The sequence below is a fragment of the Enterococcus sp. DIV1316a genome (assembly GCF_050536915.1).
Classification (GTDB): Bacteria; Bacillota; Bacilli; order Lactobacillales; family Enterococcaceae; genus Enterococcus; species Enterococcus faecalis.
Map to the genome: position 1 here is coordinate 25,239 of NZ_CP172913.1, position 13,681 is coordinate 38,919.

Sequence of the window (13,681 nt, forward strand, 5' to 3'; positions counted from 1 at the left end):
AAAATGGCAGAAAAAATTCAATTAACTAAAAAAGATCGTTTAGCTGTAGCTTGGCGTTCAACATTTATCCAAGGTTCTTGGAACTATGAACGTATGCAAAACGGCGGCTGGGCATTCTCAATGATTCCAGCAATCAAAAAATTATATAAAACGAAAGAAGAACGTTCAGCGGCGTTAAAACGTCACTTAGAGTTCTTTAATACACACCCATACATTGCCTCACCAATTCTTGGTGTAACATTAGCTTTGGAAGAAGAACGTGCCAATGGCGCACCAGTTGATGACGTAGCGATTCAAGGGGTTAAAGTTGGGATGATGGGTCCTTTAGCCGGTGTCGGTGACCCAGTTTTCTGGTTTACTGTTCGTCCAATGTTAGGCGCTTTAGGTGCTTCCTTAGCAATGGGTGGTAACATCTTAGGCCCAATCTTATTCTTCGTTGCTTGGAACTTAATTCGTTGGTCATTCATGTGGTATACACAAGAGTTTGGTTACAAAGCAGGTTCTAAAATTACTGATGACCTTTCAGGTGGTTTACTACAAGATATTACAAAAGGTGCTTCTATTTTAGGGATGTTCGTACTGGCCGCATTGGTTCAACGTTGGGTATCGATTAAGTTCTTACCAATTGTTTCACAAGTTAAGTTAGACAAAGGTGCTTATATCGAGTGGGATAAACTTCCTGCTGGCGGTGAAGGAATGCATAAAGCCTTTGAACAAGTGAACCAAGGCTTGGCGCTTTCACCAACGAAAGTTACTACTTTACAAGATAACTTAGATCAATTGATTCCAGGTCTAGCACCATTACTACTTACATTCTTATGTATGTGGTTATTGAAGAAAAAAGTTAGCCCAATCGTTATCATTCTTGGTTTATTCGTAGTCGGCGTTGTCGGCCACTTAATCGGCTTATTATAAGAATGACGAAGTAAGTTCATTACTTCTAATCAAAAAAAGCGGAAGAGAAGTCGAGAAACTTTTCTTCCGCTTTTTTAAACAAAGATGTAATTTTGTTTGTTTCGATCAGGAAAGAAACGTATAATAAAGAGGAATTAGTCGAATGAAATGGAGCAGATAACATGGTACAATCATTAAACACAAAAGTTGATTTAGTTATAGATGCGACGGCATTTACAGGATTAACAGATTATGGACAAATTATGATAGGTGACCGCGGGTTTGAATTTTACCATGCCAAAGATCCACGTAAGTTTATCCAAATTCCGTGGGAAGAAGTCGATTACGTGTTGGCTTCAGTAATGTTCAAAGGAAAATGGATTCCTCGTTATGCGATTCAAACCAAGAAAAATGGGACGTATACGTTTGCTTCAAAAGAGCCGAAGCGAGTGTTACGAGCTATTCGTGAATATGTTGACCCAGATCATATGGTCCAATCTTTGAGTTTCTTTGATGTCATAAAAAGAGGGATTCTCTCGATTGGGAAAAAGAAAAAATAATTTATAACTGTTACTTTTTTATAAACTAGATGAAAAAGTAGCGGTTTTTTTGTGGGAAAACGAGGGACTTATTTATACAAAAAAGGCACAATTTTGCACCAAAAAAGAGACAATCAAGTGATACGTTGTTTTTAATGGAGTTATCATTGAAATGGTTTTCAGAAAGCACGATGAAAATATTTGACACCTTGTAAAATAGTAGTAACATAATAAGTGTAATAAATTATTTTATAGAGGAGTGAGTGTCATGGAACAACGACAACATCATGGAATGGACTGGGGTTCATTAGTATTAGGAATTCTATTTGTTCTGACTGCATTAATTTCTTTCCAAAATCCTGCCGGTAATTTAATTGCCATTGTGATGGTTTTTGCGATTTTTGCTATTATTAAAGGGATTTTCGAAATTTTTGTACGTAATCGTATGAAAGAATTGCTAGGCTACAAAGCTTATGCACCAATCATCTTAGGGATTATTGATATCCTAATTGGTGTTTACTTATTGTTTAACTTAAATATTGGTGTCGCTGTGTTACCATTTGTTTTTGCAATTTGGTTTTTATTCGACTCAATTTTCGGCTTATTTACTTTAGATTTTGCTAAACGAGTAAGCACAGGTTACTTCTGGTTCACATTAATTGTTGACGTTTTAGGGATTATCTTAGGTGTAATGTTATTATTTAATCCATTGTCTTCAGCATTAACTCTAAGCTTCTTAGTTGGCTTCTACTTTATGATGTTTGGTATTAGCAATATTGTATATGCTTTTAGATAAAAGAAGTAAAAAAACAGGTTTTCCGAAAAGGAAAACCTGGTTTTTTTTAATAACGACGGCGGCAGTTGCCATTATTTCCCGAAATTGTTCGAACAAGCCACACGATAATCGCTACGGGAACTAAAATTTTTACTGCTAGCCACAATAAGCTTCCCACGATACCGACAACGGCACTAAAGAGTGAACCGACAACTAAAAATAAAAGGACCACTAAAAGAATATTTATAAACATTGGTCGTTGATTATTCATACGTACTACCTCCAAATTTTTCCTGTTTTCTATATACAGAGTATAGCAAGAACGCGCAACAAGCACCTCCATCGGAAGGCTGATTTTTTTCTCTGGCGAATGATGGAGCCGCTGTTGGTTATTTTGGACTTTCTTATTGAAATAATCAGAATATTCTGGTGTATAATTATAAAAAAGGATTTAAAGTGAGGGATTGGATGACGACTGAGGGATTAATCGCTTTGTTAGAAAAGAAACGAAATCATTTAAGTAAAATTGAAAATCAAGTACTGGATTATATTTTGACGCATATGACGGAAATTAGTTCACAAACCATTTATGAGGTGGCGCAGGCGTTGTTTGTCTCAACAGCCACTATTTCTCGGACAGCAAAACACTTAGGTTATCGAGGCTTCCAAGAATTAAAATACGCGATCGTCCAATCGGTGCAGAGCGAGAGCACAGAAAGCGATAGTCGTAGTTTTCAAGCTATTACGCAACAGTTGATCGCCAATGTGCAAGACAGTTTTCAACAAATGGATGAAGCCAAAGTCGCGGAAATGCTTAAAATGATTGAGCGTGCGAATACGATTGAAGTGTTCGGTGTTGGTGGCAGTTTTCCTATTTGTACTGATTTTGCACGAAAGCTAACATTTTTAGGAAAAAAAGCCTATGCACGATCTGATTGGGATGAACAAGCGGCAGCAGTTAAGAATCTGGACGGACAGGATTTAGCCATTTTTGTCAGTTATACAGGAGAAACTAAAGGGATTTTAGCGTATGCACGTGTAGCGCAGGAACAGCAAGTGCCGATGATTAGTTTGATTTCGACTAAAGGAAGCACCTTGGAAAAATTGTCGACGACGACGTTATTTGCCAAAGGGACGACACGTTATCATCAGCGCGTAGATTTAAGTTCAAGAATTGCTGTCATTTGTTTGTTCGATACGGTTTTATTAATGTATGCAGAGGCAAAGCAGCCGCGGTAATTTTATGCAACACCATACTAAATGATGTAAGGGGATACAGAAAGAGTGTAGCCTCTTTTTTCTTTGTTTTGGGCTAGTTATAATGAGGGCAATGAATGTAAACGTAATCATTTTTAGCTTTGTAAAGAATGAATGGAGGAGTTAAGAAATGGCAGTAAAGAAAAAGAAAGCGACTTTCTGGGAGTTTTTCCAAGGATTAGGCAAAACGTTTATGTTGCCAGTGGCTTTATTAGCTTTTATGGGGATTTTGTTGGGATTAGGAAGTTCTTTTTCCAGTGAATCAATGATTGAAACGGTCCCGTTTTTAGGAAAGCCCGCAGTGAAAATTATTTTCCAATTTATGTCGACAATTGGTGGTTTTGCGTTTGCCTATTTACCTGTCATGTTTGCAATGGCCATTCCGTTGGGGTTAGTTCGGAAAGAAAAAGGAATTGCTGCGTTTTCAGGTTTCGTAGGCTATACGGTGATGAATTTAGCGATTAATTTCTATTTAGTGCAGACGAATCGCCTCGTGGATCCTGAGCAGTTGCGGGAAGCCGGCCAAGGAATGGTTTTTGGGATTCAAACGATTGAAATGGGCGTTCTTGGTGGAATTATCGCTGGGCTTATTGTATATAAGTTGCATAATCGATTTTATACGGTGCAACTACCAGATAGTTTTGCCTTTTTTTCTGGCGCACGGTTTGTACCAATTATTACTTCATTAGTGATGGCCTTCGTGGGCTTAGTAATTCCGTTAGTTTGGCCACTTTTCGCGCTAATGATTATGGCGATTGGCCAACTTATCCAACGTTCTGGTATTTTTGGGCCTTTTCTGTTTGGTTCAGGGGAACGTCTACTGTTACCGTTTGGGTTGCATCATATTTTGGTTTCCATGATTCGTTTTACTGAAGCAGGGGGTTCAGCGGTGGTGGCTGGCAAAGAAGTGTTTGGTGCGTTAAATATTTTCTATGCAGAATTGCAAAATAATTTACCGATTTCACCAAGCGCAACAGCTTTCTTGTCACAAGGGAAAATGCCGACCTTTATTTTTGGCTTACCAGCGGCGGCACTTGCGATGTATCATACTGCAGCTCCGGCGAATCGACATAAGATTAAAGGCTTACTCCTTTCGGGTGTAATTGCTACGGCTATCACTGGCATTACAGAACCAATTGAATTTTTATTCTTATTTATTAGTCCATTATTATGGCTGTTTCATGTCATTATGACTGGTCTAGGTTTCATGGTAATGGCTTTATTAGGTGTTGTGATTGGGAACACTGATGGCGGGCTACTGGACTTTGTTATTTTTGGCTTGTTACAAGGAACTTATACAAAATGGTGGTGGGTTCTCATTGTCGGCGCTATCTGGTTTGTTGTTTATTATTTCGTCTTTAAAACAGTCATTGTAACCTTTGATTTAAAAACACCTGGACGAGACAAGGTCTTAGATGAGACTGAATATACCGATCAAGAAGTTCAATATAAGAAAACGAGTGGCTATGATGCGCCTGGGATTTTAGCGGCTTTGGGTGGGCAAGAGAATATTCAAGCTATTGATAATTGCATTACGCGTTTACGTTTAGTGTTAGCAGATGCTAATAAAGTAGATGATGACAAATTAAAGCAATTAGGGGCTTTAGGCGTTGTACATTTAGATGCGCAGAATGTACAAGTGATTATCGGAACCAAAGTGACAACGGTCCGTAATCAATTAGAGATGATTTTAGGTTAGAAAAAAGACAGAAGGTGAAGAGTGTGTCGTTTGATAAAGCAATTGATCGACGAGGAACGTATTGTACACAGTGGGATTTTGTAGAAGACCGATTTGGGGAAGCGGACTTGCTTCCCTTCACTATTTCCGATACGGATTTTGCTGTGCCAGAGGCAGTTCTGGCAACATTACAGGAGCGTTTGAAACATCCAGTATTTGGCTACACGAGGTGGAACCATCCGCAATTAAAAGAAGCAATTCAAACGTGGTACCAGACAAGATTCCAGACGAAGATTGAAGAACACTGGATTATGTATACCCCGACCGTTATCTATGGTATTTCTGCTTTGATTCAATTATTGACTAACGAAGGGGAGGGCATTATTTTACAAACACCTGCCTATGATGCATTTTTTAAAGTTATTCAGGAAAATAAGCGGCAAGTAGTGGCAAATGAACTGCTTTATCAAGAGAAGCGCTACAGCATTGATTTTATTGATTTAGAAAAAAAACTAGCGCAACCAGAAAATCGCTGTTTGCTTTTATGTTCCCCGCATAATCCAACAGGACGTGTTTGGGAGCAATGGGAATTAGAGCGAATGGTTTCATTGTGCCAACAGTATGATGTGTTTTTACTTTCTGATGAAATTCATATGGATATCGTTAATAAAGGCCAAGTTCATCGACCAATTACGCAATTTGATTATAAAAAATCTGCCATTATTACCAGTGGCACGAAAACCTTTAATTTTCCAGGACTGATTTTTGCTTACGCCTTAATTCCAGATAACGAATTGTGTGACGCTTTTCAGCTCAAATTAAAAAACGCCGATGGTCTATCATCAACAAGTATTTTGGGAATGCTAGCAACCATGACGGCCTATCAAAAATGTGGTACTTGGGTTGACGAGTTGAATGATTATTTAGCGGAGAACCAACGTTACGTGAAAGATTTTTTACAGACATATTTGCCAAAAATTAAAGTGACGAAGCTGGAAGCCACTTACTTAATGTGGTTGGATGTATCAGCGGCAGTTCCAGATGTGGCCCGCTTACAAGAGGCTTTAGTTTCTGTGGGGAAAGTCGCTATTATGGACGGCTCGATATATGGTGGTAATGGGCAACGATTTTTACGGTTAAATATTGGCTGTTCGCAAGCAAAACTACACGAAGGACTTGAAAGGATGCGTCAAGGTTTTGAAGCTGTTTTACAAAAGGATGGCACAGCATCAGCGCTTGGGAATAATTGAGAAAAGATAGCATTCCGAAAATGGTTGCAGTACAATGGAAAAATAGAAACAAATAAAATAACAAAAAGTAACAACTTGTCATTTACTGGGGGAAAAGAAATGAAAACAATTAAAACAAAGCAAGCACCACAAGCAATTGGGCCATATTCACAAGCAAAAATTGTGAATGGTTTATTGATTACTTCTGGTCAGATTCCACTGGATCCTGAAACAGGCAAGGTGGTTGGTACAACGATTAAAGAACAAACCAATCAGGTACTGAAAAATATTCAAGGGATTTTAACAGAAGCTGGTAGTGATTTTGCTCATGTAGTCAAAACGACATGCTATTTACAAAATATGGCAGATTTCACGGCATTCAATGAAGTCTATGCTGAGTATTTTAGTGCGGAATATCCTGCACGCACAACGATTGAAATCTCTAAATTACCGATGGATGTGTTGGTGGAGATTGAGATTATCGCAGAAGTAGTGGCGTAAAAAATACAGTTAAAAGAGTGAGAAAAAAATCGTCTTAGATTTTTTTCTCACTCTTTTTTTTCAATAAAACAATACGATTCAGCCAAAATGTCTAGCCGTGCTGGAAAATTTTCAGCAAATAGGCTACCATGGAAGAAAATCGATAAAACGAAAGTTAAATGAATAGAAAAGAGATATGAAAGAGGCTATAAGATGAAAAAAAATATTAGCCAACTAACGCAGTGGTTGAAAGAACACAGTTTATTATTGAAACTAATTTTTCTTGGTTCTGTATTAGTTTTCGTGGCTAACCAAGTGACACATATCGCTCAAGGCATGACCTGGGCGGATATTTTTTCCACGATGGAACAACAAAGTACGGGGCGTTTAATTGGTATGGTCTTGGCAGGACTATTAGGGGTTATTCCGATGCTCCTTTATGACTATGTAGTCGTTAAGTTATTGGAAAAAGAAGGTAAGCCACCAATGAAACGAATGGATTGGTTAACTTCGGCTTGGGTCACCAATACCATTAATAACTTAGCGGGTTTTGGCGGCGTGGTTGGTGCAACGCTACGGATTAATTTTTACGGAAAAGATGTACCACGGGGCAAGGTTGTAGCAACGGTCTCAAAAGTTGCTCTGTTCTTGATTTCAGGGTTATCTATTTTATCTTTTGTGGCGTTTGTTGATTTATTTTTTATTCGAACCCAAAATGTTTTTCGTGAATATTGGGTTTGGTTATTACTGGGCAGCCTGATTGCGCCAGCGCTCTGGTTTTTCACGTATTTAAAACAGCGAACATTGTTTAAAACATTTTTTCCAAAAGCGGTGCTCCTATTATTCGGCGCTTCATTAGGTCAATGGCTAGGTGGGATGTTTGCTTTCTTAATGATAGGTCGCTTGATGCAGGTGCCAGTTTCGATGGTTTCTGTTTACCCAATGTTTGTTATCGCTACGTTAATCGGGATGTTAACTATGGTTCCTGGTGGTATGGGAACGTTTGATGTCTTAATGATTTTGGGTTTATCACAATTAGGGATTGATCGATCACAAGCGGTCGTCTGGTTGTTGTATTATCGTTTGTTCTATTATGTGACGCCTTTTATGACAGGAGTTATTTTGTTCTTGCAACAAGCAGGCATGAAAGTCAATCAATTTTTTGATAATTTACCTCGGTTATTTTCACAAAAAGTGGCGCATTTTATTTTGGTGGCGGCGTTATATTTTGCAGGGATTATGATGGTTCTATTGTCGACTGTGACGAATTTGTCGAATGTCAGTCGTTTATTCCAAGTGTTACTTCCCTTTTCTTTTAATTTTTTAGATCAAACATTGAATTTATTTGTAGGATTCTTGTTATTAGGTTTAGCTCGAGGCATTTCTATGAAAGTGAAAAAAGCTTATTGGCCTACAATTATTTTACTAGGATTTTGTATTGTAAATACGGTGGCACGAACGACTTCGTGGCAGTTGATTGCTGTTTATGCTGTTATTTTATTGGCGGTTATTTTGGCTCGTAAAGAATTTTATCGTGAAAAGTTTGTTTATTCATGGGGCGCTTTAACGGTAGATAGTATTTTGTTTGGCTGCTTGTTTATCGGTTATGCGGTTGCTGGCTATTACGCCGCACGACCAGCTGGTGGCAATCAAGTTATCAATCACTTTTTGTTGTTTCCGTCAGATGATGTTTGGTTTAACGGATTGATTGGTTTAAGTATTTCCTTGATTGGTTTATTCTTTTTGTATCAATATTTAGCCGAAACAACTGTTACTTTAGGTGAGGGGTTTGAGGAAGCGCGGTTGACACGCTTTTTGGAAAAATTTGGTGGCAACGAAGGCAGTCAATTTTTGTATTTAAAGGATTATGGTCATTTTTATTACCAAGAAGAAGGCGAAGATCAAGTACTTTTTGGGTTTCAAATGAAGTTTAATAAATGCTTTGTCTTGGCGGATCCGATTGGGCAACGAGAGAAATGGACAGCGGCGACACTGGCGTTTATGGATCAAGCTGATTTGTTAGGCTATCAATTAGTTTTTTATCGTATTTCGGAAGAATATGTTATGAATCTTCACGATTGCGGCTTTGAATTTATGAAAGTTGGGGAAGAAGGCTTGATTCAATTTGATGAGCCGTCAACAGTGAATCAAACAGCCTGGACGGAAACAGTGACTGAAAAAATAGCAGCAGAAGCAGCGGATTTTCAGTTTGAATTTTATCCCGAAACGATTAGTGATGCCTTATATCAAGAGTTAGAACGAGTTTCTGCGGACTGGTCACGGAATCAAAAAGAGCGCTACTTTATTGGTGGACGGTTGGATCCCGAGTACTTGAAATGCAGTAGCGTGGGCTTGGTGAGACAGAAACAAACGGTCATCGGTTTCATTACTGGAAAAGAAATGGAAAAAGGCAAAAGTATTTCGTATGATTTGTTACGTATTCGTTCAGAAGCACCTGCTTTTACTAGAGAATATTTGTTCACTCATTTTATTGAAACCTATCAACAGCAGGGCTATCAATTAATTGATATTGGGATGGCGCCGTTGGCTAACGTAGGGGAGAGCAAGTACTCTTTCTTAAAAGAACGCTTTGTTAATATTTTTTACAAGTATAGTTATCAAATTTATGCGTTTCAAGATACACGCAAGCGCAAAGAACAATATGTCACTAGTTGGCAACCACGTTATTTTGCTTATCCTAAGCGGACCAGTGTACTCTTTGCTTTTGTGCAACTTTCCTTGTTGATTACGAAAGGGAGACATCAAAGTGTTTCGCTTGTGGAAGAAGCAATGACTGAAATTTAACTCTAATATAAATAAAAAAGTTAGACTTTGGTCTAACTTTTTTATTTATCACAAATTATTAATCAAAGAATATATTTTTTTATTAAAGAATGGTTGACATTAAGTTTGTGTATTATTAGAATTTAATTAGAATGACAGTTGTTTATCTTTTAATATGGAATCTCGTTATGTCGATATTTAACGTAAAATTTTGAGATTAGTAAGGCCGATAAACAGAAAGAACATAATTTTATAAGACCAGAAGTTAAGTATTCAAGTGAATAATTTGGCTAAGTATGTAATTGAATATTGTTTAGAACACTATCAGAATGGCCTGTAATGTAAAAATGTCGAGCTGTTTTATTCAAATTCATGGACTAGGGTTAACTAAATCAAAATTAGAATTAATCAAGATGTTTTACAATGATTATAAATAATTAGCCATTTTGGTAGAAAATGCCTCACTAGGAATGCGATTGGAAGCAGTAGGTGCATTTAATTATTTTAGTTTTACATAACGAATCAGAATATAACTATTTTGCTATAAACTTAGATGAGGTAGGTGAGCCAATTGAATACGAAGAAGTGGAACTGGTCGATACTTGCATTTTTTATACCGTACCTTGTTTCAAATATTTTTTTATTTTTTACTCTTACAGAAAAAGATAATAAGCTATTAAAAATGATTGAAGAGTCGTCAAAACTATTAAATATTTCAAACGGAGAATTTAATTTTTTTATGATAGTTATTGTTATAATCGCTAATTTGTGTATCTTTTTTGTTACGTTCATAATTTTGAAAATTGTTTTACTTATTTTTGGGTTTAAAAAAAATTATAATCAAGATATATTTATAAGTCTGCTATTGTCAGTAAGCGTAGTTAATCTTCTTGTTCTTTTTATATCTGAAATAGTAACAATTGATAGATTACCGTTATCAATTAGTACTTCTTCTATTGAAGTGATAATCTTTTTATTGCTATTTTACAGTAATACCAAAGATGTAAAAGCAACTAAATTGTTGTTTTTTGGTAAATTATGGTTGCTTTTATTTAATATAGTGTCATTAGTAGTTTAAATGGAAATCATAGGAATTACATAAAAAAATCAAATTAATGTTTGTCTTGTTGGATAAAATTAGCAATTTGAAATTAAAAGGTTGAGGAAGCATAGATATTTCATAGAATAAACGAATATCTATTTTAACTGCCTAAATCATTTATAACAAAAAAATCTGAGACAGAATGAATCCCATTCTGTCTCAGATTTTGTTTTTCACAACTCATCAGACCTTATTGATAAAGAGTCATTTTAATAATAACCCTTAAAATCAACCTTAGTTTTTTGTGAAAGATTTTTTATTTGTCTTCTTTTTTACGGTTTCGTCTAGCAGGAATCAAGGTTACGTATGCAACGAAACCACCAGTACATAGAACGAATAACACGATGCCAGGAATCAATCCTTCTGGTAAATAAGAGAACTGAATAGTATGGGTTCCAGCGCTGACAGGAACGCTTAGAAAGGCATCTTTAAAGGCTTTTGGGGTAACTTTTTTGCCATCAATTTTGACACGCCAACCTTTGTCATAAGGAATTGTAGTGACGAGTACTTGATCTTTGTCGGCGGTAAAGGTACCTGAAGCAGAGCGTTTGCCAGTGGTTAAATCAACGCCTTTTTCTTGCACGGCGGAAATGGCTTTTTCAAATGCATTGGTATTTAAGCCAACTACTTGCGGCTGAACAAAACTTACTGCTTTGGTTCCATAAAAACTTACTTTGAAGTTAACAGTTGTATCTTTTGGATAGTAGCCTAAATTATAATATTGGCCAGTAATGCCAATTTGTGATTGCTGACTCGAGCCGTTCACGGTGACCGTCGCAGTGGAACTTTCCAATTGAGCAAAATCCGTTGGGAATAAACTCAAATAAGCTTGCGTATTGGCGGGCACATTGACTGTATAAGAAATCTCTTTGGCTACGTTATGTTGTTTCTCCGTAAAAGTTACGCCAGCTGTATTTTGCGTAATTGTCACGTTATTTTGAAGCGTCATCGTTGGTTGATAAAAGGTAAAATACCGTTCATTGGTATTGGCTAAAGCATTTAGTAAATTTGTTTGACTACCTAAATTATCATTGATAGGTTGCCGGACATTGTAAATCTCTTTGTCTGCTAAAAATCCTAACGGCAAAGCATTTTCGTTACGATAAAGCTGATATTTACCAGCAGCTGCTTGTCGCTCAAAGCCGAATTTCATTGGATTGTTTTCAGCAATATTGTATTTAATGCCCATCAAAGCATCCATTAACAAGGTATTATTTTGGTAACGAATATTTAAATTCGTGCCTCGCGAGCGGAAACCTAAGGCGTTTAGGTATGTTGAAGAATGTCGGTTCCGTACGGAAGAAAACATGCTAATGCCACTGTAGCCATAGTTAATGCCGTCATTGGCCGAAACACCATTTAAATTTTCCAAGCGATAAAAGGTATCATTTTCTTTTTTTGTTTGATCGACTAGATTTTTTAAGTCAGGGTAAGGCTCAGAATACAAGCTGCGTGATGCGTAGTTCCAATCATCTAAAATACCAGTGACCATCGCTCGTGTATTAATGATTGCTTCACCAGAAACGAGCAGCAATAGTAAAATCACTAAGTATTGCATAGGCGCTTTTTTCAATTGATAAAAAGCAATCCCGAAAAAGTATAATAGTAAAAAAGTTGCCGTTAATACGAAAGAGGTTAAAGTCACATACGTATAACTAGTAGCACCTTTTGTGCCCATTGCAAGAGCAAAAATTGCTAAAAGAATCAAAATCAAGCCGCTTAAGACGCCGAGATCATCCTTTTCAAATTTTTCCCAACCATAACCAGCAAGCAAAATAACTAGGAATGAAAAGAGGAAACTATAGCGGAAAAGAAACATGTTCGGCGCATGCATACCGTGCCAGAATAAATTTAAGGGCGTGATGTAAAAGCTAGCAATCAATAGGACAAACAAACTGCCAAAAAGTAGTTTGTTTTTCAATGGAATTTCTTTCGTAACGAAATAGAAGAGACAAAAAATCAAAGGCAACAACCCAATGTAAATAAAAGGAATGGACCCATATTTGGTTGTATCGTAAACGCCAATCATATTTTTCATAATAATATCTAAAAAGGCAGTCGCTTCTGTTTTAAAGGTTGTAATTTCAGAAAGAGTTTCACCATTGGTTCGTAAATCTAAGACAGCAGGTAAGACCATAATCATGGATGCTCCACCAGCTAAAAGAGAAGTAGTAAAATACGCAACGATTCGAGATTTATATCGTTGCCAGTCTGTAAACGTTCGTGCAAAATAGTACAGGAAGGAAAACAACCCAATCATAAAGCCAAAATAATAATTTGTAATGAAAAGCAAGAAATAACTGACAAACAATAATGTCGGTTTTCGTTGGTCCATTAAACGATGAATTCCTAAAATTACGAGTGGCAGATAAATAAAGGCATCCAGCCACATAATTAATTCTGAATGGGCCACAATGAAGGACATTAGCGCATAAGACACACTTAAAGTCACATGGGACCATTTAGGAATCTTAAAGGTTTGTTTTGCCAAGAACCAAAAACTCAAGCCAGCACTCCCAATTTTCAACAACGTTAGGAAATAGAGCGCATCAGGCATGTTTTGATTGTTAAAGAAAAAGACGAGCGGCGTAAATAAGCCACCAAGATAATAGGAAATTAAGGACAAGTAGTTTAGTCCCAAAGAAGCATTCCACGTATAGAAAAGACTTTGTTTTCCATGAAGAACATTGTTAAAGCTTGCGTGAAAATTTGAAAATTGAGAAAAGGCATCGCTGGCTAAAACACTGCGACTACTTCCTGGATAAATCCCAATACTCAAATAGATAATTGCCATAATTAAAAATGGAATGAAGAAACTGGCTAACATATAAGGCCAGTTGTTTTTTAAAAACTGCCTACTTTTATTTTTCATAAATAACCTCACCTGATTTTTCGAAAGTACCTATAGTTTATCATACTCTTTATTTGATGTACCAATAGAAG

At 36.8% G+C, this 13,681-nt stretch carries 10 protein-coding genes; 8 read left to right on the forward strand and 2 right to left on the reverse strand.

The window, feature by feature from the left end; all coding sequences use genetic code 11:
• Positions 1-3: 3 nt before the first annotated feature.
• The 3 genes from IGL56_RS00100 (at position 4) to IGL56_RS00110 (ending at position 2,229) form a co-directional block, all read left to right on the forward strand.
• The gene (locus IGL56_RS00100) at positions 4-915 is read left to right on the forward strand and encodes a PTS system mannose/fructose/sorbose family transporter subunit IID (protein WP_002356032.1); all 912 of its coding nucleotides are present in this window, start codon (positions 4-6) and stop codon (positions 913-915) included.
• Between the two features lie 161 nt (positions 916-1,076).
• Positions 1,077-1,454: a DUF956 family protein gene (locus IGL56_RS00105; RefSeq protein WP_002356033.1), complete on the forward strand. Its 378-nt coding sequence runs from the start codon at positions 1,077-1,079 to the stop codon at positions 1,452-1,454.
• A 247-nt stretch (positions 1,455-1,701) separates the two neighbouring features.
• The gene (locus tag IGL56_RS00110; RefSeq protein ID WP_002356034.1) at positions 1,702-2,229 is read left to right on the forward strand and encodes an HdeD family acid-resistance protein; all 528 of its coding nucleotides are present in this window, start codon (positions 1,702-1,704) and stop codon (positions 2,227-2,229) included.
• Positions 2,230-2,275: 46 nt separating this feature from the next.
• Here IGL56_RS00110 and IGL56_RS00115 read toward each other — a convergent pair whose 3' ends face one another.
• Positions 2,276-2,479, reverse strand: a complete 204-nt coding sequence (locus IGL56_RS00115) for a hypothetical protein (protein WP_002381332.1) — start codon at positions 2,477-2,479, stop codon at positions 2,276-2,278.
• A 197-nt stretch (positions 2,480-2,676) separates the two neighbouring features.
• Between IGL56_RS00115 and IGL56_RS00120 the strand changes: the two genes are divergently transcribed.
• The 5 genes from IGL56_RS00120 to mprF all read left to right on the forward strand — a co-directional run bounded on the left by IGL56_RS00120 (position 2,677) and on the right by mprF (position 9,657).
• Positions 2,677-3,447 (forward strand): MurR/RpiR family transcriptional regulator, encoded by a 771-nt coding sequence (locus tag IGL56_RS00120; protein ID WP_010773878.1) that lies wholly within the window; start codon positions 2,677-2,679, stop codon positions 3,445-3,447.
• 148 nt (positions 3,448-3,595) lie between these two features.
• Entirely contained in the window at positions 3,596-5,164 is a 1,569-nt protein-coding gene (gene malX / locus IGL56_RS00125; RefSeq protein ID WP_002356037.1) for a maltose/glucose-specific PTS transporter subunit IIBC, read from the forward strand.
• A gap of 14 nt (positions 5,165-5,178) precedes the next feature.
• Positions 5,179-6,393 carry a MalY/PatB family protein gene (locus IGL56_RS00130; protein ID WP_002385471.1) on the forward strand — a complete coding sequence of 405 codons (1,215 nt, stop codon included), beginning with the start codon at positions 5,179-5,181 and terminating at the stop codon, positions 6,391-6,393.
• Positions 6,394-6,492: 99 nt separating this feature from the next.
• Positions 6,493-6,873: a RidA family protein gene (locus IGL56_RS00135; RefSeq protein ID WP_002356039.1), complete on the forward strand. Its 381-nt coding sequence runs from the start codon at positions 6,493-6,495 to the stop codon at positions 6,871-6,873.
• A 192-nt stretch (positions 6,874-7,065) separates the two neighbouring features.
• Positions 7,066-9,657: a bifunctional lysylphosphatidylglycerol flippase/synthetase MprF gene (gene mprF / locus IGL56_RS00140; protein ID WP_002356040.1), complete on the forward strand. Its 2,592-nt coding sequence runs from the start codon at positions 7,066-7,068 to the stop codon at positions 9,655-9,657.
• 1,337 nt (positions 9,658-10,994) lie between these two features.
• On the opposite strand, the gene IGL56_RS00145 is transcribed toward mprF, so the two are convergent.
• On the reverse strand, positions 10,995-13,610 hold the full coding sequence (locus IGL56_RS00145; RefSeq protein ID WP_002356042.1) for a YfhO family protein: 2,616 nt from the start codon (positions 13,608-13,610) through the stop codon (positions 10,995-10,997).
• Between the last annotated feature and the right edge of the window lie 71 nt (positions 13,611-13,681).